17 protein-coding genes are annotated in these 19,183 nt (G+C 66.8%); 2 read left to right on the top strand and 15 right to left on the bottom strand.

Annotation, left to right across the window (positions count from 1 at the left end; translation table 11 throughout):
• Positions 1–69: 69 nt before the first annotated feature.
• Genes ACLQ2Q_RS15545 through ACLQ2Q_RS15525 form a run of 5 tightly spaced genes read right to left on the bottom strand, consistent with a single transcriptional unit; the run spans position 70 to position 5,671 of the window.
• On the bottom strand, positions 70–510 hold the full coding sequence (locus tag ACLQ2Q_RS15545) for a DUF6153 family protein (RefSeq protein ID WP_425821609.1): 441 nt from the start codon (positions 508–510) through the stop codon (positions 70–72).
• A 43-nt stretch (positions 511–553) separates the two neighbouring features.
• A complete protein-coding gene (locus tag ACLQ2Q_RS15540) occupies positions 554–2,713 on the bottom strand; it encodes a heavy metal translocating P-type ATPase (RefSeq protein ID WP_425821456.1) in 2,160 nt (719 codons plus the stop codon).
• 46 nt (positions 2,714–2,759) lie between these two features.
• The gene (locus ACLQ2Q_RS15535) at positions 2,760–5,030 is read right to left on the bottom strand and encodes a heavy metal translocating P-type ATPase (RefSeq protein WP_425821454.1); all 2,271 of its coding nucleotides are present in this window, start codon (positions 5,028–5,030) and stop codon (positions 2,760–2,762) included.
• Positions 5,027–5,359, bottom strand: coding sequence for a heavy-metal-associated domain-containing protein (locus ACLQ2Q_RS15530; RefSeq protein ID WP_425821452.1), 333 nt, complete (start codon positions 5,357–5,359; stop codon positions 5,027–5,029). The genes ACLQ2Q_RS15535 and ACLQ2Q_RS15530 overlap by 4 nt, the downstream gene beginning before the upstream one ends.
• 30 nt (positions 5,360–5,389) lie before the next feature.
• Positions 5,390–5,671, bottom strand: coding sequence for a metal-sensitive transcriptional regulator (locus tag ACLQ2Q_RS15525; protein WP_425821607.1), 282 nt, complete (start codon positions 5,669–5,671; stop codon positions 5,390–5,392).
• 170 nt (positions 5,672–5,841) lie between these two features.
• Here ACLQ2Q_RS15525 and ACLQ2Q_RS15520 point away from each other — a divergent pair, with 170 nt between their 5' ends.
• On the top strand, positions 5,842–7,242 hold the full coding sequence (locus tag ACLQ2Q_RS15520) for an MFS transporter (RefSeq protein WP_425821449.1): 1,401 nt from the start codon (positions 5,842–5,844) through the stop codon (positions 7,240–7,242).
• 133 nt (positions 7,243–7,375) lie between these two features.
• On the opposite strand, the gene ACLQ2Q_RS15515 is transcribed toward ACLQ2Q_RS15520, so the two are convergent.
• Positions 7,376–8,230, bottom strand: coding sequence for a DUF998 domain-containing protein (locus ACLQ2Q_RS15515; protein WP_425821447.1), 855 nt, complete (start codon positions 8,228–8,230; stop codon positions 7,376–7,378).
• A 514-nt stretch (positions 8,231–8,744) separates the two neighbouring features.
• Positions 8,745–9,338: a TetR/AcrR family transcriptional regulator gene (locus tag ACLQ2Q_RS15510; protein WP_425821445.1), complete on the bottom strand. Its 594-nt coding sequence runs from the start codon at positions 9,336–9,338 to the stop codon at positions 8,745–8,747.
• A gap of 300 nt (positions 9,339–9,638) precedes the next feature.
• On the opposite strand from ACLQ2Q_RS15510, the gene ACLQ2Q_RS15505 reads away from it, so the two are divergent.
• Positions 9,639–10,055, top strand: coding sequence for a hypothetical protein (locus tag ACLQ2Q_RS15505; RefSeq protein WP_425821443.1), 417 nt, complete (start codon positions 9,639–9,641; stop codon positions 10,053–10,055).
• 70 nt (positions 10,056–10,125) lie between these two features.
• Here ACLQ2Q_RS15505 and ACLQ2Q_RS15500 read toward each other — a convergent pair whose 3' ends face one another.
• The 8 genes from ACLQ2Q_RS15500 to ACLQ2Q_RS15465 all read right to left on the bottom strand — a co-directional run bounded on the left by ACLQ2Q_RS15500 (position 10,126) and on the right by ACLQ2Q_RS15465 (position 19,180).
• Positions 10,126–10,572, bottom strand: coding sequence for a single-stranded DNA-binding protein (locus ACLQ2Q_RS15500; RefSeq protein WP_425821441.1), 447 nt, complete (start codon positions 10,570–10,572; stop codon positions 10,126–10,128).
• A complete protein-coding gene (locus ACLQ2Q_RS15495) occupies positions 10,569–11,090 on the bottom strand; it encodes a hypothetical protein (RefSeq protein ID WP_425821439.1) in 522 nt (173 codons plus the stop codon). Before ACLQ2Q_RS15495 ends, ACLQ2Q_RS15500 begins: the two co-directional genes overlap by 4 nt.
• Complete coding sequence (locus ACLQ2Q_RS15490; protein WP_425821437.1) at positions 11,087–11,479, bottom strand: hypothetical protein; 393 nt, start codon at positions 11,477–11,479, stop codon at positions 11,087–11,089. Before ACLQ2Q_RS15490 ends, ACLQ2Q_RS15495 begins: the two co-directional genes overlap by 4 nt.
• Complete coding sequence (locus tag ACLQ2Q_RS15485) at positions 11,476–13,311, bottom strand: type IV secretory system conjugative DNA transfer family protein (RefSeq protein ID WP_425821435.1); 1,836 nt, start codon at positions 13,309–13,311, stop codon at positions 11,476–11,478. Before ACLQ2Q_RS15485 ends, ACLQ2Q_RS15490 begins: the two co-directional genes overlap by 4 nt.
• Before the next feature lie 16 nt (positions 13,312–13,327).
• Positions 13,328–14,488 (bottom strand): ParA family protein, encoded by a 1,161-nt coding sequence (locus ACLQ2Q_RS15480; RefSeq protein WP_425821605.1) that lies wholly within the window; start codon positions 14,486–14,488, stop codon positions 13,328–13,330.
• A gap of 125 nt (positions 14,489–14,613) precedes the next feature.
• Complete coding sequence (locus ACLQ2Q_RS15475; RefSeq protein ID WP_425821433.1) at positions 14,614–15,711, bottom strand: hypothetical protein; 1,098 nt, start codon at positions 15,709–15,711, stop codon at positions 14,614–14,616.
• A 506-nt stretch (positions 15,712–16,217) separates the two neighbouring features.
• Positions 16,218–17,711 carry an SCO6880 family protein gene (locus tag ACLQ2Q_RS15470; RefSeq protein WP_425821431.1) on the bottom strand — a complete coding sequence of 498 codons (1,494 nt, stop codon included), beginning with the start codon at positions 17,709–17,711 and terminating at the stop codon, positions 16,218–16,220.
• The gene (locus ACLQ2Q_RS15465; protein ID WP_425821429.1) at positions 17,708–19,180 is read right to left on the bottom strand and encodes a hypothetical protein; all 1,473 of its coding nucleotides are present in this window, start codon (positions 19,178–19,180) and stop codon (positions 17,708–17,710) included. Before ACLQ2Q_RS15465 ends, ACLQ2Q_RS15470 begins: the two co-directional genes overlap by 4 nt.
• Between the last annotated feature and the right edge of the window lie 3 nt (positions 19,181–19,183).

The raw sequence follows: 19,183 nt of genomic DNA, 5'->3' as shown, positions 1-19,183 counted from the left end.
GATGGGCGTTCAAGCGGGAGCTCGAGCACAACGATGCGTTCCGGTTCCCAAGGAACCGGGGACGCGTCATCACGTGCGACTGATGCAGAGAACCGTCAACGACGGAGGCTTCGCGGCTTCATTCCCGGACCTGCGCGCGAGTTCGGGGCCTGGTCGGGCGGCGGGGCCCTCGACGTGCCAGACGCGCGTGGGTCGGATCAGGACGAGCAGGGTGGCGAGCAGTCCCAACACACACATCATCGCCATCATCGATTCGTGCTCGCCGCAGTCGGGGCAGCCCAGGTCGTGGGCGGGCGCTGACTCGCCGTCGTGCGTGTGAGGGGCCTCGTCGTGGGCGGTGATCGCCGCGCTCTGAGGATGAGCGGCGGCCGCGGTGTGGGTGTTCAGGGAATGCATCGCGAGGAGCCCGATGATGATTCCCCCGGTCACCATCACCAGAACAAGGAGGGCGCGGGTGCGGGTAAGCGTGCGCCGTCCACGCAGGTGTTGCGCCAGTGCGATCAGCGACATACTCACCTCCCGTCCTCTCCTAGGTTAAGCCGCCCGGTGGCCCTCAGCCGCGGATGACCGCATCCGGGCTCAGGTCGAGGCGGCGCAGCAGCTGTGCGTTCACCGCGACCACGATCGTGGAGAGAGACATCAGGATCGCGCCGACGGACATCGGCAGCACGAACCCGATCGGGGCGAGCACGCCGGCGGCGAGCGGAACCGAGATCAGATTGTAACCGGCTGCCCACCACAGGTTCTGCTTCATCTTCCGGTAGCTGGCCCGAGACAGCTCGATCACCGACAGCACGGAGCGCGGGTCGTCGCTGGCGAGGATGACGCCCGCAGAGGCGATCGCCACATCGGTGCCGGCGCCGATCGCGATCCCGACGTCGGCTTGGGCCAGGGCAGGGGCATCGTTCACGCCGTCGCCGACCATCGCGACCTTCCGGCCTTCCGCCTGCAGCGCTTTCACCTTCGATGCCTTGTCCTCGGGGCGCACGCCGGCGAAGAACCTGTCGATGCCCAACTCGGTCGCCACCGATGCGGCAACCGCTTCCGCGTCGCCGGTGATCATTACAACCTGAACGCCCCGCTCGTGCAGTGCGGTGACCGCCTCACGCGACTCGGAACGGATCTCGTCCGCCAAGCGCAACGCCCCGGCGACGTTTCCGTCGACGAGGACGTGCAGGATGATCGCGCCCTCGCTCCGCCACTGCTGTGCGATGGGCAACTCCGCGGCGTGCTCCTGTTCGAGCATGTAGGGGCCGCCGACCTGGACGGTCCGCCCGCGGACGCGGGCGCGGACACCGACCGCGGGTGAGGACGCGAAGTCCGTGGAGGCGGCCACGGTGAGCTGCTTCTCTTTGGCGGCGTTCACAATGGCGCGGGCCAGGGGGTGCTCGGAGTCGGTCTCCGCTGCAGCGGCCACGGCCAGGAGCTCATCCGCCGTGGTGGCCGGGTCCGTGGGTTCGATAGCGGTGACGGCGGGGGCGCCCTTGGTGAGCGTGCCGGTCTTGTCGAACAGGACCGTGTTCACCGTGCGCATGCTCTCCAGGGCGAGCCGGTCCTTGACCAGCACACCGGCGCGGGCGGCGCGTTCGGTGGCGATGGACACCACGAGTGGAATCGCCAGACCCAGGGCGTGGGGGCAGGCGATCACCAAAACCGTGATGGTGCGGATGACGGCCTGATCGGGCATCCCGAACACGGTCCACACCACGGCGGTGATCGCGGCGGCGACGAGTGCGAACCAGAACAGCCATCCCGCTGCCCGGTCAGCGAGTCGTTGTGCGCGGGAGGTGGAGTTCTGCGCTTCGGTGACGAGCTTCTGGATGCCGGCCAGTGCGGTGTCCTCGCCGACGGCGGTGATCTGCACCCGGACGCCGGAGTCGGTGGCCACGGTGCCGGCCACGACGGGGTCACCGTCGCTGCGCCGGACGGGCCGGGATTCTCCAGTGATCATCGACTCGTCCATGGACGCGGAGCCCTGCACGATCCGCCCGTCCGCGGGGACCCGACCGCCGGGGCGGACCACCACCAGATCGCCCACCTGCAAGTCGGCGGGAGCGACGGTCACCGTCGTGTCGCCCTGCACCTTCTCCGCCTCGTCCGGCAGCAGCGCGGCCAGGGAGTCAAGCGCGGAGGTGGTCTGCGCGAGGGAGCGCATCTCGATCCAGTGGCCGAGGAGCATTATCACGATCAGCAGCGCCAGCTCCCACCAGAAGTCCAGCTCGTGATGCAGGATCCCAAGGGTGGCGCCCCAGGAGGCGAGGAACGCGACGGTGATCGCGAGCCCGATCAGCAGCATCATCCCGGGCTTGCGGGCCCGGAGCTCGCTGACAGCGCCGGTGAGGAACGGTGCCCCGCCCCACACGTACATCACGGTGCCGAGGATCGGGGATACCCATGGCACCCAGGCGGCGTCCGGCAGGGTGTAGCCGAGGATCATCGCGAACATGGAGGAGAACCCGACCACCGGGACGGCCAGAATCAGCATGATCCAAAACAGGCGACGGAACCGGGCCACGTGGTCGCCGTGGCCAGCGTGCCCGCCGTGGTCGGCGTGTCCCTGCGCCGAGTGACCCGCCGCCGGAGCCTGGTCGTGGGTCATCGCGGCGTAGTCATACTCGCCGCGGCCCATCGATGCATGATCGTGCGCGGTCGCGGTGGGTGCGTGACCGGCGTGCGGGTCAGGTGCGGCGTGCGGGTGGTCGTGCTGGCTCATGATGAGCTCCTTCACTGTTCACGCCCGCCGATGCGGGTGCACGATGTCAGACCGGTTCAGGAACGAGAGAATCCGTGGTGGTGCCGGATCCGGCCGTGGTGGGCTGGAACCGGCGCAGCCGCAGGCTGTTGGTAACGACGAAGACGGAAGAAAACGCCATCGCCGCGCCGGCGACGAGCGGGTTCAGCAAGCCCAGCATCGCGATCGGGATCGCTGCCACGTTGTACGCGAACGCCCAGAACAGGTTCCCCTTGATGGTGCCCAAGGTGCGGCGGGCCAGGCGGATGGCGTCGGCGACGACGAGCAGGTCGCCGGAGACGACGGTGATGTCGCTGGCAGCGATCGCCGCGTCCGTGCCGCCGCCCATCGCAAGGCCGAGGTCCGCGGCCGCCAGAGCGGCGGCGTCGTTGACCCCGTCACCGACCATCGCGACCACCCGTCCCTCGCCCTGCAGGCGACGGATGATCTCCAGCTTCCCGGCCGGGGTGACGCCGGCGTGGACCTCCTCGATGCCGATGGTGGAGGCGATATGGGCGGCGGAGCCGGCGTTGTCGCCGGTGAGCAGCACCGGCCGCAGCCCGAGCGCCCGGAACCGGCGGATCGCCTCCGCGCTGGTGGGTTTGACCGTGTCGGCCACGGCGATCGCTCCCAGGTAGTCACCGTCTTGGGCGACCATGACGACTGTGGCCCCGGCGGCGGCGAGCGTCTCGGCGTGCTGTTGCGCGTCGGCCGGGGGGCGGATGCCCCACTGTTCCTGAACCCAGGACGGGCGGCCAGCGACGACCAGGGATCCCTCGACAACGCCCTGCACTCCGAACCCGGCGTGCGAGGCGAAGGTCTCCGCGAGCGGCACGGTCGGGGCGGCGGCGACGATGGCGCGGGCTACCGGGTGCTCGGACCCGCCCTCGACCGCGGCTGCGGCGCGGAGCAGCTGGTCGCGGGTGACGCCGGGTGCGGGGGAGATTTCGGTGGTTGCCATGTGGCCGGTGGTCACCGTGCCGGTCTTGTCCAGCACGATGGTGTCGACCTTGCGGGTCTGCTCCAGCACCTGCGGCCCGCGGATCAGGATGCCCAGCTGGGAGCCGCGGCCGGTGCCGACCAGCAGCGCGGTGGGGGTTGCCAGCCCGAGCGCGCACGGGCAGGCGATGATCAGCGTCGCCACGGCGGCGGTGAAGGCCAGTTCGACCGAGCCGCCCACGAGCAACCAGCCGGCGAAGGCGAGAATAGCGAGCACGATCACCACGGGGACGAATATGGCGGAGACCCGGTCGGCGAGGCGCTGCACCTGCGCTTTCCCGGTTTGCGCTTCGTCCATCAGCCGGCGCATGCGGGCCAGTTCGGTGTCCGCACCCACCCGGGTGATCTCCACGGTGAGGCGCCCGCCGACGTTGACGGTCGCCCCGACCACGCGGGACCCGGAGGTGACTTCGACGGGGATGGACTCGCCGGTGAGCATGCTGGCATCGATCGCGGAGGACCCATCCGTGACCAGTCCATCGGAGGGGATCTTCTCACCGGGGCGAACCAGGACCAGATCGCCGACCGCGAGTGCTGAGACGGGGACGGTCTGCTCGATGCCGTTCACCAGCTTGGTGGCGTTCTTCGCCCCCAACTCCAGCAGCGCCCGCAGCGCCTCCGAGGAGGACTTCTTCGCCCGAGCTTCCGCGTACCGGCCGGCGAGAATGAACACCGTCACCAGCGCGGCGACCTCGAGGTAGACCTCGTGGCCACCCGCTTGCGGTGCGCCGACCAGGGTGAAGGTCATCGTCATCCCAGCCATACCCGCGCCGCCGAAGAACAACGCGTACAGCGACCACCCGAACGCGGCGATCACTCCCAGGCTGATCAGGGTGTCCATCGTCGCGGCACCGTGGCGGGCGTTGACCGCCGCGGCACGGTGGAACGGCCACGCCCCCCACACCGCCACCGGTGCGGTCAGGGTGAGGGCCAGCCACTGCCAGTAGGTGAACTGCAGTGCCGGGATCATCGACAGCACCGCGACCGGGACGGCCAGGGTCGTGCTGATCAGCAGCCGACGGCGCAGTGACACCAGCTCGGTATCTCCGGGGAGCTTCGCTTCGGTGTCGCTGGTGTCCTGCACGGGGGGTGCGGGGAGGGTGGCCTGGTAGCCGGCGGACTGGACCGCGGCGATCAGGTCGGCAGGGTCGACGTCGGTTGCCTGAACGCGTGCTTTCTCGGTGGCGTAGTTCACCGTGGCCTCCACACCGGGAAGCCTGTTCAGCTTGCGTTCGATCCGGGTGGCGCACGACGCGCAGGTCATCCCGGTGATCTCGAGCTCGACGTCGACGTTGCTCATGCTGGGCTGCTCACCAGGGTGTACCCGGCCTCCGCGACAGCGGCCTGCACGGCAGCGGCGTCGATCGGGGTGGCGCTGCGGATCGTCACTCGCGACGCGCCGCCGGCGTTCAGATCGACGGAAACGTTCTGAACGCCATCAATCCCGGTGAGTTCCTCGGTGACGCTCATCACGCAGTGCGAGCAGGTCATGCCGGAAACCAGGACGTCTTCGGTCACAGCGGCGGGGGTAGTCGCCTCGGTCTCGGCGGGGGTGGATGCGGTGGCGCAGCAGGAGCAGCCCGCCGCGGAGTCCGTCAGGCCAAGGTCGGTGCGGTCGTTGATGGTCATGGTTGTGTCCTCCGAGTAGGGGTGGGGTGGTCAGGAACGGACGAGGCGGGCGATGGCCTCGTTGGCTTCGCGGATCTTCTGCTCGGCCACGGGCCCGCCCTCTGCGCTGGCTTCCGCGACGCAATGGGTCAGGTGGTCGCCGAGCAGGGACAGCGCCACTGTTTCCAGCGCCTTCGTCGCAGCCGACACCTGGGTGAGGATGTCGATGCAGTACTGGTCTTCTTCCACCATGCGTGCGATACCGCGCACTTGTCCTTCAGCGCGACGCAGCCGCTTGAGCAGGTCATCCTTGTTCGCAACGTAACCGTTCATGCTCATACTGTACCCCCCTAGGGTATCAGCTTGCAAGCGATAGTCCGACCGCGGCGGATCTGTGCACCACTCAAATCGGGCCAGGCTGCACATGCTCACTTGCGCTGGCGTACCCCGGGGGGGTATATCTACACCCCATTGGGGTATACGCCCCGGAAGGAGAACGAATCATGTCGCAACCAACCAAGGCCCCGGTGAAACGCCGCTGGCTCGGGCTCGCGCTCATCGCCGCAGCCCAGTTCATCGTCATCATGGACACGTCGATCATCGGCGTCGCCCTTCCCCAGATGCAGGCCGAACTCGGTTTCACCCCGGGGTCGCTGTCCTGGGTATTCAACGCCTACGTCATCGCTTTCGGCGGCCTGCTGCTGCTCGGTGGCAGGCTCGCAGACCTCTTCGGAGCGCGAAAGGTCTTCATCAGCGGATGGGTCATCCTCGCGCTCGGTTCGGCCATCGCAGGTGCCGCGTCGAACGTGGGCGTCGAGATCGCTGGTCGCGCCGCGCAGGGCGCGGGTGCCGCGCTGATCGCCCCCGCCGCGCTCAGCCTCCTGATGGCACTGTTCGGAGGCACCCCCGAGCTGCCGAAGGCATTCGCGGTCTACGGTGCCGCCGCACCGATCGGTGGAACCGCAGGAGTCTTCCTCGGCGGAGTCCTCACCGAGTACGCCAGCTGGCCGTGGGTGTTCTACGTCACCATCCCGATCGCCATCGCCGGCCAGCGCGGCTCGGTCGACATCATCGGCGCCGTGACTGGCACTGCCGGGCTTGCCGCACTGGTCTACGGCATTGTCCGCGCGCCGGAGGTCGGCTGGGCGAGCATCGAGACGATCGTGGCCCTCGGTGCTGGAGTTGCACTCCTCGCACTGTTCTTCGTCGTGCAAGCGAAGTCGCGCCAGCCCCTGCTCCGCCTCGGGATCCTCCCCACCCCCCAGCTCGGCGCGGCGAACATCGCCCAACTGCTCCTCGGCGCCGCATGGGTGCCGATGTGGTTCTTCCTGAACCTCTACCTCCAGCAGGTGCTGGGCGCAGGGTCATTCGCCGCCGGCACAGCGCTGCCGCCGATGACCGCGCTCATCGTGATCGGCATGACGCTGGTCGCGCCGCGCCTGCTGGCCCGGTTCGGTGGGAAGCCGCTCGTGGTCGCAGGATTCGCATTCCTGGCAGCAGGGCTTCTCTGGTTGGGCTTCGTCCGGCCTGACGGAAACTACGTCATCGACGTTCTCCCCGCGTCGCTGGTTGCCGCGTTCGGGATGGCACTCGCCTTCATCCCCTCCCTCGGCACAGCCATCGGTGTCGCGCGCCCCGAAGAGACCGGAGTCGCATCCGGACTCGTCAACACGAGCTACCAGATCGGCTCCGCCGTCGGCCTGGCCGCCGTCACGGCACTCAGCTCCGCCGTCGCCGGTGGCGGCACCGGAACAGAGTCCCTGACCAGTGGCTACTCCGCGGCGTTCCTCACCGCGGCCGCCATCGCCGTCCTCGGCGGAATCATCGCCATCGCCACGCTCCGCGGGACGAACCCGACTGCGAACGCCACCACCGACGCCGAGCTGGTGGACGCAAACGCGTGAAGCTCACCGAACGGAAGAAGCGCGGGTCGGTAGCCCGCGCTTCTTCCACGCCTCGGGACTTGATGACAGAAGGACTGGGCTGCTCGTAATAGATCGTTCACCGGGGCGAGGATCTTGTCGACGTAGGCGGTCCTCATCTCCTAGCCGCTGGCGATCTTGGTGATCGCCGGACAGACCTCATTGAGCGTGCCGACCGTACTGGCGCCCCCGACCCTGCGAACCCTCGTGGCGGGCGCGTCTCAGCGGCGTGGTGGTAAGCGCGCCGGCGGCGATCAGGATGAGCGGGCGGACGCGACGACCGGTGGACCCGCGAATGCTGGGCGTGCATCCGCAACCGTCGGGCAGCAGACACGATGTGCACACCGGTCCACCTCAGACCGGTCACAGGAGGACACGACACTTCATCCTCGGCCGGTGGTTCGGCGGTCGCGGCGGTCTGCCATGGCACACCCAGGTTGCGGGTCACCGCGACCAGCCAGGCGAACATCAGGCTGAACACGATGAACTCGAACGCCGCGAGATTGATGACGCCGAAGCCGAAGATGACACCCCAGAACACCAGCGCCAACCCGACACCGCGGGTGACGATGGAAACTCGCCGGTGCATGCCGCGCAGCATCCACCGGCTTGACACGAGCAGGCTCACGAAGGAGAGCACCGCACCGCTGGAGCCGCGCTCGTGGATGAAGAGATTCACGTTGAGGGGCGCGAAACCCACCAGCGAGAGGTGGATGCCGATCAGCGCCACCAGCGCGGGCACGACATGCGCAGCGCGCCGACTGGTCAGCACACTGGTGCCGGCGTGACGATGCATCTCGATGCGCAAGCGCGCCGCGAAAAGCACGAGCATCACACTGGCCGCCACGATTGTGGCATTGAAGGAGTACCCCGAGAAGCTGCGGAACGTGCCCAGCCTGCTGAAGTGCAATTGCCACCACTCCGGATCCGGGGTCGTGACAATGGATATCAGGATGCCCGCAACGAGCACGCCGGCGGCGGCTGCGACCGCTTGGGTGGGAGTCGTCAGTCGCACGGCCATCGTCGCGAGAGAAGTCTCCCGGAAGCGGGCGAGGGGCGGCGCTACGGCGATTAGTGCCACGATCGGAGTCTTTCGTAGGGGGTCGTTTGTCACCGCTCTCGCACCCAGAGGTCCCCAGGCTACGGCCGCCCACCCCCCAGATGGAGAGCGCTGACGGTCCGTGTTCCCCAAGAACAGCAGCGCGCATCTCTGACCCGAATGTACCGCCTCACGTCTACATACAGGAATTGGGCCGCATCATGCTCTCCGATAACGGCAAGGGAAAGGTATGAGGACGGCGGTTCGTCTGATGACCGGGAAAGAGGACTATCTGAGAGAACTAGCTGCGCCGGCCACAGACGTTCCAGTCAGTCTTCCCGCGTGCTGAACACCCCCGGGCCCACGAGCGTCGCAGGGCAGTAACCGCGGGGAGACCCTGCGGTGCACATTGCCCGGAGGCATGGTCTCCCAACGCTCCCTCCGCTTACGTCCTTGCAAGGGCAGCGCCAGCAGTAGCGGGAGCCAAGGACGTGACGACGAGCCCCACGAGTCGATCGATCGCGGCGCCGGGGGTGAGCTCGGCTGCCGCTGAGAGCGCATGCTCGCAATAGACGGCGAGCTCCGCAATGGGAATTTGCCGAGTTACGGCGCCCGCATCCGCCGCGTCGGTGAGAACGCGTGTGAGGACCGCCTGGAGCTCGTCAGACGCGACCTGCATGTGTGGCGCGTTGTGGAAGTCGATTGCGATCTGCCCGGTGGGGCGCTTGGCTTGAAGAATGGCGTACTGGCGGAGTACGGCATCAAGACGCTCAGCGGGATGGTCGTGCTCGCGAGACACCGATTCCAGCGACGCGAGATGTGCGCTCACCATCCGGTGATGCCAGGCCTGGAGCACGGCGTCCAAGCCATCGAAGTATTTGTACAGGGTCGCTCGGCTGATCCTGGCGGCCTTCGCCAGGTCGGACATGTTCAGCGATCCCGCACGCCCGTCGAGGGTCACCTCTCCGGCCGCGTCCAAGATTGCATTCCTCACGGCGTCGCGGTGCTCGCTGACGGTGCTTTCCCAGATCTTCGGCACGAGGCAAATATACAAGGTGCCTACGTGCGCGGACACTGTGTATAGAAAAGTGGTATCGTCAAGGCCCGAAGTGGGAGGCACGGTGGAACCTGAACGGACGAGACATACCCGCCCCCGATGGGTGTACTGGGCGATTGTGATCGCGGGTGCGGTGGTGGTCGCTGTCCTGATTGTGCACCTCGCTGAAGGCGGCATGGGCGGACACGGGTTGTGATCCTGTCATCGCCTTGGCGGAGGCTGCTGCTTACCGGGCATGTCACCTCATCCGTGGGTTGGTTTGGTGCGGTCCTCGCATTCCTCGTGGTCGCGATCATTGGGTTGAGCTCTACTAATGCCTTCACCATCCGCGCCGCGATCGTCACGCTCGGGTGGATCGGGTGGTACGTCGTCGTGCCCCTCGCTGCGGCATCAACGGTGTCAGGAATGCTGCAGAGCCTTCTCACTCCGTGGGGTCTGTGGCGTCACTATTGGGTGATCACGAAGACGGTGATCACCGTGGCGGCCATGGCCCTTCTTGTGCTGCACATGCAGCCCATCACGACCGCCTCCCGCCTCGCCTCGGCCAACAATCTCGCCCTACCGCGTCTTGACGGCGTCCGCGAGCAGTTCGTCGTGCAAGCCAGCGCAGCCGCAGTGGCGCTGATCATCGTCACCGCTCTTTCGGTTTATAAGCCCAAGGGTCTGACCGCCCACGGACGGCGGAGACAGATGGGATGAGCAGCAGCACCCGTAGGTAGAAGATGCGGGCGAGAGTACGATGACTCTCGCCCGCACGGTTCCAGAAATCTCAGCGGACAACCCCTGTGCCGGCGTACGAGGCCGGTACTGCTGTCGGCCCCGTAGCGTACGCTGCGGGGCCTTCAGCTTTTGGGCTGCGCTCGACGTTGACGCTCGCGAACTTCAGCGACGCTCCAACGTTCTCCGCGACGATGTCGCGCGTCTCTCGTGTCTGACCGGTCTCCTTGTCGGTGTACGTGCCGAACCTCAGGTCGCCGGCGACGAGCACGTTGTCGCCCTTGCGGAGTGAGTCGGCCACGTTGCGAGACTGCTGGTTGAACACGACGACTCGGTGGAACACCGTGCCGGCGTCCTCCCACCGATTCGTCGTCTCGTTGAGGCGTCGATCGTTCACGGCGACGGTGAACCGGGCGTACTCGTTGCCCGATTCCCCTGCTCCGTGTTCGGGGTCACCGGTGAGGTTGCCCTCGATGGTGACCGGGATCCTGGTGGTCATACTGCTTCCTTTCTTTTGTGAGACACACCGGTGTCTCCATGGGCGTGGGCCCGTGTGGTCCACGCGTCCCATTCCGGCTCGTCGATTTCGGCGGCCGATGAGCGGGGTGTGACGTCGCGGTGGCCGTTGCTGCAGCCGCCGGAATAGGCACGGGTGAGCCGCGGCAAAGCGACGGCGAGCCGCTCATGCCAGCCGATCGGTCCGAAGCCGGCGTCGCTGCTGTCGAATGCGGCGGTGTGGGCGATGTGCAGGGCGGAGAGTTCCTCCACGAGGTGACCGTGCTTCCACCAGCAGCCGGGGATCGTGGACTCAGGGACGCGGTATCGGATGATGAACCACTCCACCCAGCTACGCAGGTATGTCCATGCCGCGCGGGCCTCGCCGTCGCCCAGGGTGCGCCAATTGACGATGTGTGCGCCGATCGGGGCGGAGGTGCCGTAGCGAGCGTCGGGCTCGAATGCGGCCGCCTCACCCGCGAGCAGCGCGTCGGAGTCGTCGGGATGAGTGGCGTCGTTCATGGTGACTCCGTTCCTGAGGCGAGCTTCAACTGCAGTCGTTCCAGTGCGTGGTGGGAGGCGGCACGTCGGGTGCGGTGGCGCGATAGTACGGCGTCCCGATCGATAAGGCGGTGCAGCAGTTCGTGGCAGTAGGGATGCATCGGCACGAGGTCCTCGTGCGCTTCGCGTGCTTGCCAGCGGCCGTTGTCGAGGATGACGCCCGTGTAGTCGAGGTGGTGCAGCTCGAGGTGTCTCTTGTCTGCCGGCCGCTGGCAGCCGGCGCAGCGGAGCGCGCGCCCGGTGGCGGATTCGTCCGTGAACCACCGGTCCCGGCGTGCGAACCAGACCTTGGAGCGGAGGAACTCTCCACGGTAGAGGTTCAACAGACCCGGACGGCGCCGATTGCTCATTCTTCGCTCACCTTGGGTGGTGCCGTGGTTCCCCCCGTGCGATGCTGCGCGCGCGGCGAGGTGACTTGACCGGCATCCTCGAAGACCGCGCGTTGCTCGCGTTCTGTGTCACGCTTTCCTATTGCGATGGAGTGTGCGTCGCGGCGCTCATCCCAACCGGCGAGGTCAAGGAGAACGCCGCGGCGGTTGCGGTATGCGAGCAGGCCGAGGCTCTGCGGCATCCGTCGAATCTCGTCGACGGACATCAGCGGGCGGCGCTCGTGCTGCTCGCTGGTGTTGTGGCCGGCCTGGTAGGTGGACCAGGACCTCTGGGTGCGGTGGGTATCTCGAGTGCCTAAAAGTGCTTCTATGTCGCGGAGGTGATTGACGTGGCTGGCGCCGCCGAGCAGCACCTTTGCGGTTGCCGCCGCCCAGATGGTGTCGGCCTCTGCCCGAGACCAGGAGGTCTCAGCTTGAGAGAGGGCTTGGAGGACGACGAAGGTACAGATGCCGCGGCCGCCGCCGTCTGCCATGATGCGAGGCAGACTGCCCCAGCGGAACATGTTCACGATCTCGTCAAGGATCAGCCCGAGCGGGCGCGCGAGCCGTGACCCAGGCGACGCCAGAGCACGCGTGCGGGCCACCTCGACGATGTCGTCCAGGAGCGCGCTGAGCCATCCACCCATGGCTGATGCGCCAGAGGATGACCCGATCAAGTACAACGTGTTGGCGCTGTCGAGGAACTCCCGCGGGTCGAAGATTCGGTCGCCGGGCCCGGGCATGAGCGCCTCTCGGATCTGTGGAACGGCGAGGGGTGCGACGGCTCCCTGGACGCCGAACCAGATGGAGGAGACGAGCTTCTCGTCGCCGCTGATGGTGGCCTCCAGGTTGTCGCCCCAGCCCGGGGTGCCGGCTGCCCGGAGGATATCGACCGCGTCGCGTGCCTGCGCGGGAGAAGTTCCCCAGTTGTAGACCGCCGCGATTGACTGGCTCCCGACGGCAGCGGCATGCAGCAGTCGACCGAGGACGACGCCGGATGCTTGTGCCCACTCGCCGTTCGTTGACGAAGCGCCCAGGGCTGTGCCGGTGATGATTGCCGTGCCGCGTTGCATCGCAACCAGCGGGTTCTCGCAACCGATGATCGGGTTCACCCGCATCGGATGCCGGACGCCGGAGAGTCCCTGCGGGTCGAACACGTGCACGTTCCCGCGTTGCTGCCGCATCCGCATGGTCGCGGTCAGATTGTCGTTCGTCGTGGACGTAGTGATGAGCGGCCCCGACCAGTCCACGATCGCGGAAATGAGTACCCGGTAGCCCTTCCCCGACCTAGGCGGGCCCTCGAGCGCGACCGAGTCTTCGATCGAGACGTACACGTCGGTTTTCCGTGACCGTCCGACCCGCCACCCGACGTCGGTGGGAGCGGGGCGGGCGAGATCCGGGCGGAGCTGCTTAGCCCGCCGCAGGACGGCTTTCGCCGACAGGTGCTCCCGGACCTCCGACCGGGGCGCGAACCCGGGTCGGGTGCGCAGGTCCGTGATGAACGACCGGTCGGACTGCCGGTACCGTCCGACCGCCCCGATGATCCAGACCGCCAGTCCTATGAGGATCAGGACCGCGAGGAGGTCTGCAATTCGGATCGGCACGACCGGCACTAGACAGTCGGTGGCCGGAGTGTAGGCGGCGCGGTCGCCGGTAATCGCCAGCCAGAGCCCGGACAACAGGTTGCGTGCCTGAGGGCGTGCGCCACAGGCCAGTTGCGTGACCACTTCGGTGATCAACCCGAACAAGAGCGACAGGAGGACCGCTGCTGCGATCATGATGGCGATCGCCTTGCCGAGCACCCCTTCGTTCATCGGCTGTGCCTCCTTGCTAGAGCCCCTGGGCAGCAGACGCCGCTGCTCGAAGCCACGCATCCTGGGTGCGGTGGCGCAGCGTGTCGAAGCGAAGCGGCCCGGACTTCAGCGCCGGGTCGAAGGGAATGAGCTCGACCGACCGCACGTGTCCTTGGAACCCGTCCGCTACTCGTCGCGCGGCCCGGCCGCCAACAGGTTCGGATTGAGTGACGATAACCACAGCGTTGTCGGCCAGCAACGAGGAGCGTTCATCCCGGTCGCGGAGCGCGTCGAGCAGGAGCGCCGCGGATTCAGCCGACTCCGGAGCTGCCAGAGTGGGGATCACGAGTTGATAGGACGAGTCGACCATGCGCAGCCAACGCTCGGCGGATTCGTCGTTCCCGGAGTCGAAGATCACGAGCCGGTAGTAACGGGCGGCAACCCGCATCAGCAGGTCGAATTCGGCGGTCGCGATCCGCTGATCCGTCGCGAGAAGCTCGGGGTTCGAACGCAACACGTCGTAACGGTCGGTCGCTTGGTGATGCACGAACCGGGTCATATCCGACACACCGGCTGTTGGAGAGAGGAGCTCGGGCGCGGCTGGCAGGAGGTCACGCAGCGTGGTCTCGTACAGGCCCTGCTCGGTGCGCCAGCCAAGCGTGCCCCGGGTGTCGTTGTTGTCCCAGGCCAGCACGTTTCCACCGCCTTCACGGGCGAAGACGGCGGCGAGCATGGCCGTGGTCATGGTCTTGCCGACACCGCCCTTGCCATTGGCAACGGCGATGGTCCGGCATCCCGCCCAATGGGTCGAGACAGGGCTGAGCCACTGGGCTCGTCGACGTGAGGCCGCGGACGGTCCCACCGGAAGGCCGAGCCGGGCCAGAGTGCCACGCCATCCGGACAGGTCGCTGCCGCGGTGGGAGGTAGAGGCGAGGAAGGTGAGGCGGGTAGGAGGCTCCACAGCCGGCGCGGACGGGGCGTCGACCGGTTCTGGCTGCGGAGCCTGTCCCTTCACCTCCCTTCTTCGAGTGAGTTCCCCTGATGAGCCGGCTGCCGACGAGGCGTCGAGCGGTGCCGCGGTGATGGTGCCGAGGGCGCCGTCGGTGCCGACAAGGAGGTGGTGCTTACCGCGATCACCGGAGGTGACCAGCTCTACGGGTGCGCCGGCGCGGCGGGCTTCGTGGGTTGCGCGCCGCATGATGGCGAGCCGGATGTCTTCGTCGCCGATCGCCTCGATCGGCTCAGACCGACCGTCCGGCCCGACGAACGTTGCAGTCCGTCCAATCACGGTCGCGAACGCACGTGGATGGGTCACAATGCTCATCACTGTTGCCTTTCAACGGGGATTTCAATCGGAGTCAGCCACCCCTCCAAGCCGGCATCCGGCTCGATCGGTTCTGGCCAGAGCCGTTCGATCTCGCTGACGTCAATGTCTGAGAGTTCGTGGTCGTCACGGTCAGCGGGAGACACGGCGTCGTCGGTCTTGAACAGCTCGTACTCCCATGGCGTTGAGGTGGCGAAGCAGTCGACGAGATAGGAGTACTGCCCGACGTACGCGAGGAACTCGCCTTTGCGCAGTTGCCTGGCCATCTCTACGTGGGGCGCTGGGAGGCTGAGCCGTTCCCGGAGTGAGACCTGCTCTTGGTGGTTAACGCGGAAAATGAACTTGTTCTCGATGTCGCCGACGATCGAGTAGGCGAGAGAGCGTTCGAGGGAGTCGGCGTCGCCGACCGCGTCCAGGTCGCCCATTTTATGCAGGATCACGATGTTGCTGATCCCGTAATGACGGGACAGTTTCAGCCACTGCTGGAACATCTGCAGGGATGCCAGGGAGGACATATCTCGCCAGCCCTCTTCGCGCACCACATAGCGGGTGCGGCGGGCGCCGCGGTCGCTGATGACGGCCTGTATCCAGGCCGTCGAACACACCTGCGTCAGCTGCGCCGCGAGGTCGCCGCGGGCGAACAACTCTGACGTGTCGGTGACGACGATGGGGGCGTCCTGGTCGAATTCGACTGTCGACTCCTCCTCGAACAGTCCCGACAGGTCACCTTCCACGAACCGGCGCAGCACGAAGCGGGGTTGCACCGCGCCTTCCGCTGCGCGGAACGCAGCGTCCGTCTCAGCGGCCAGTTGCCCCATCTCGTCATAGACGCCGCGAAGGGTCGGCCGGTCGCCGGTGCGGACGATGCAGCGGTCCAAAGCATCCATGATCGCGGCGTGCTCGACGGCGGTGAGTCGGCCGTTCAGGGTCATCTCGACGAGGGCGATCAGCGTGCCGATCCGGCGTTGCTTTACCATGTGCTCGTGCTGCTCGTCCGACGCATCCGATCGCCGAGGCCCACGGTCGAGTGGGTTCAATCGTGCACCGGTGCCGCCGCCGAGTCGGATCACCCGCCCGCCGGGAATCGCCTCGGCCACGGCGACCCACTCACCCTTCGGGTCGGACGGGACCACCACCTGGTGGCCGAACGCGATGGACCGGGTGGTGAGAGCCTTGATCGATCCGGATTTTCCGGACCTGTATGAGCCGAGCACGAGGATGTTGGTGGAAAACGTGCCGCGGTCGGATGAGTCGATGTAGGACTCCCAAGGGGAGAAGTGCCAGAGTGCGTCGGCGTTCAGGTCGACGCCGATGACAGGCCCGCGATGCCCGAGGCCGGAGTCGGCGACGAACGGGTAGATTCCGGCGATGTGCTGGGAGGTTGCCTGGTGCGGCGGAATCTGCGCTTTGGCCGGGTTCCAATAGCCGCCCTGAATGATCCCCGGTCCGAACGGTCCCGCGACCGCCGGTTCAGGCAGCGAACGGTCCTTGCGGGTAGAGCGAGTTGGCTTCTCCTCCTGCACCGCACGGGCCGCCTCGCGAGCGAGGGCGCGCTTCTCCGCACGGGTGCTACCGGCGGGAGTGAAGGTGAGAGAGTGGCGAGTCATTTCATTCCCAACCCGATCGGGAGGGCGTTCACCATCAGCGCCTCGGCCTGTTGGCAGTAGAGGATCTGCCCCTCCATCCCCGCACGCGAGAGGGCGTTGCGCATCCCAGCCATCGCCTGATCGAGGCGCTCCTCGTCGGGGGCGCTGACGGTGAGGTACGCGCCGTACCGGAACTCGCCGTGTCCGTTCGCGATCTCCTGCTCTTGCTGCTCCAGCGCCCGCCAATCCGCAGCATCCGCTGCCGATCCGTCCGCGCTCCGCTTCGCTCGCAGGTTCTCGTTGCCGCGCCACACCTTCTTCTCCTCCCTGATGCGTTTGAGGGCCTTCGCAACCGGCACAGGGGTGAGGACGATGGAGAAGATGTGGGTGATCGCCTCGCCAGTGTTTGGGTGCCTGGCAAACACGATCGGGGACAAGAACCCGACCGGAGCATTGGAGCGCGGCCACTCGTGCACCCACATCGTGGTGTGCACCCCCGAATCGGTGAGCACGATGCCGTTTCGACCCCTCGGCTCCTCCAGGTACATCGGGCCGATCGCTACCAGGTCAACCCCGGCCACATCGTCGGGGCGATTCTGAACGGTCGCGGCGAACTCCGGATCAAACGCCAGACGACCCAAGGCGGCCACATCGCGGTGGGACAGCCAGCGACGGACCTTGATCTTCGCGGAGCCGAGCGCGTCGGCGAGGTTCCCGGTCTCGATGGCCGCGAGGGCGAGGATCGCGTCCTTGCCACCGCCGAGGGATTTCAGTTGAGCGCCGAGCGCGATCAAGTCGAGGGTGAAGACGATGTAATTGCGGTGCGCTACCTCGAACCGCTCCGAACGGTCCATCACATTCTCGTAGTTGCGCGCGACAGGGGAGTCCGGGTCCAGCCGCCGCAACAGGCGGACGGTATCGTAGTGCTCCCTGGCGGCGCGGATCGTGGTCGGCAGAGTCCGCTCCTGAAGCGTTACCCGCTTGATGCCCGGGCGCTGGGTGAACGGCCCGAGGACGCGATCAAACTGCTCCGCGAGGTCGTACCGCTCTGGGATGTCATGCATGAGGAACCCTTGGACCTCGAGCTCCGCGATCACCGACACCGACCGGTCGTGCGGGTTGTACGCGGCGGCGACGTTGTCGACTTCCCACAGCTGGATCGACGCACGCGTACCCGGCAGGTTCAACGTCCCGACCAGCTGTCGGCGCTCCGGACGGTAGACGTTCTTAGTGGCGCCGGCGGCGTGCCGAGCTTGCTTCATCAGCCAGAGGCCGGCCATCTTGGGTGTCGAGATCCCACGGATGGTGGTCAGCGCAGCGACACCCAATCCGAGGTAGAAGGGAGCGCCGTAGAGCAAGCCGAGTGGACCGAACCTGTTCACCGCCATCAGCAGGACGAGGGCCGACGCGCTCAGAAATGTCAACTGCCAGGGGTCCATCCCCATCACGACACCCTGTCGCGATCGGCGAGAGAGACGGACCGGACGCGCAAAATCGTGAGCAGAAGTCATGAGGGCGTCCTTTCAGCCGCCGCATGCGGCGGAGCTGGTGGAGATTGCGCGGGCTCGCGGTGCGGATGAGAGGTGGATGCCTCGGGAGAAGGCGTGCCCGCCGTTGGCGTGGGCCGCGCTGAACCGTTGCTCGCCTGCGAGGGAGAGGAAGGGCCCCGCGGCACGCTAGCGGCGGACCCTGTACGAGGTCCCTCAGGCGGTCGCGCTGAGGCTGGGCCACTCTGGTTCGGTCGTACGCCCGATGGCGAGCCGCCGAGACGAGTCGGAATGCGGACTGCCGATCGCGCCGCGTTGGATGCGATGTGAGCACCATGGGAACCGAGCCGTGACCCCACCCCGTCGGCAGCGACCGCGCCCACGAAGCTGAACAGTCCGAAGATCGCAAACGGGGCGAAGGCCACTAGAGCCAGGCCGACGATTAGCGGCCACGACTGGGGATCCCAGATCGTCTTGATGTTCGCCAGACCGTTCACAATCAGCGTGATGAAGCCGATCGTGAGCGGCCCAGTCAGGAGGAGAACCGCCACCGCGGAGACGTACCGCACCACCCACTGCGGCCCGAGACCCCGCACAGGAAAGAGCATCCAGGCCACTGGTCCTACTGCGATCAGCGCAGCAAGCACGATGTTCCGGAACGCGAAGACGAGCACGAGCAGCAGCATCCCGATCATCAAAAGTCCGTGAATCAGGAACGCGAAGAAGTAGTTCGCCTGGCCGCCCGCCCACATCACCGACTGCAATGTCGAGAACAGAGCGAGAGGCCCGTTGCGGTTCATGATGTACCAGGTCATGTCATCGATCGCGTTGAGCAGGTGACCAGTCAGCCACAAGGTGATCGGCACCGCAGGGATCGCGATGAACGATCGGATGAGAGCTCCGATGAGTTCCTCGCGGTCGCGAGAGACGATGGCTGCAGCGACAGCCCACGCCATCCCACCGAACGTGATGATCAGGATCGCCCACTGCCAGAACGACCACTCGCCCACGGCGGCGGACCACAGCAGAGTGCTGGTGTCGAATTCCATGCTGTTCCCGACGACGTACATCATGGCCGTCGCCGAGAGAGCGAGCCCACGACCGGCGTTCTCGAAGGTAAGACAAACAACGTCGCCCAGACTGCATCCGTACTTCACGAGGAGGGGAGTACCTCCCCCGTTCTGGAGCTCCTGCGTGTGCCCTTCGTAGGTGGTGCACACCGTGGTGAGTCGGCCCTGGTAGAGCACGTCCTTGAAGCACTGCTGGGCGGTGACGTTCGCCGGATCCGTGGGTGTGCACGATACCTGCCCGCTCGCACTTTGGCAGTCAACCGGGTAAGCGGGCGCCGACCATGGCGCTCCGGAGACGAGCTCCATTACGACGACCGGTCCCTGCGGTGCGGACACGGTTGCCAGCGTGGTCGCGGATGCGGGAGTCAGCGCAACCAGAGCCAGGCCGGCGCCGAGGAGGAGGCCGATGACAAGAGCGGGCACGAT

This window comes from Microbacterium sp. DT81.1 (genome assembly GCF_049844955.1).
Taxonomy (GTDB): Bacteria; Actinomycetota; Actinomycetes; order Actinomycetales; family Microbacteriaceae; genus Microbacterium.
The sequence above is the reverse complement of the archived record's forward strand: the minus strand, read 5'-3'. Positions and strand labels throughout refer to the sequence as shown.

Coding starts and splice junctions, on each gene's coding strand:
- ACLQ2Q_RS15545 (WP_425821609.1), bottom strand. CDS start 510: ATGTCGCTGATCGCACTGGCGCAACACCTGCGTGGACGGCGCACGCTT.
- ACLQ2Q_RS15540 (WP_425821456.1), bottom strand. CDS start 2,713: ATGAGCCAGCACGACCACCCGCACGCCGCACCTGACCCGCACGCCGGT.
- ACLQ2Q_RS15535 (WP_425821454.1), bottom strand. CDS start 5,030: ATGAGCAACGTCGACGTCGAGCTCGAGATCACCGGGATGACCTGCGCG.
- ACLQ2Q_RS15530 (WP_425821452.1), bottom strand. CDS start 5,359: ATGACCATCAACGACCGCACCGACCTTGGCCTGACGGACTCCGCGGCG.
- ACLQ2Q_RS15525 (WP_425821607.1), bottom strand. CDS start 5,671: ATGAACGGTTACGTTGCGAACAAGGATGACCTGCTCAAGCGGCTGCGT.
- ACLQ2Q_RS15520 (WP_425821449.1), top strand. CDS start 5,842: ATGTCGCAACCAACCAAGGCCCCGGTGAAACGCCGCTGGCTCGGGCTC.
- ACLQ2Q_RS15500 (WP_425821441.1), bottom strand. CDS start 10,572: ATGACCACCAGGATCCCGGTCACCATCGAGGGCAACCTCACCGGTGAC.
- ACLQ2Q_RS15495 (WP_425821439.1), bottom strand. CDS start 11,090: ATGAACGACGCCACTCATCCCGACGACTCCGACGCGCTGCTCGCGGGT.
- ACLQ2Q_RS15490 (WP_425821437.1), bottom strand. CDS start 11,479: ATGAGCAATCGGCGCCGTCCGGGTCTGTTGAACCTCTACCGTGGAGAG.
- ACLQ2Q_RS15485 (WP_425821435.1), bottom strand. CDS start 13,311: ATGAACGAAGGGGTGCTCGGCAAGGCGATCGCCATCATGATCGCAGCA.
- ACLQ2Q_RS15480 (WP_425821605.1), bottom strand. CDS start 14,488: ATGCGGCGCGCAACCCACGAAGCCCGCCGCGCCGGCGCACCCGTAGAG.
- ACLQ2Q_RS15470 (WP_425821431.1), bottom strand. CDS start 17,711: ATGACTTCTGCTCACGATTTTGCGCGTCCGGTCCGTCTCTCTCGCCGA.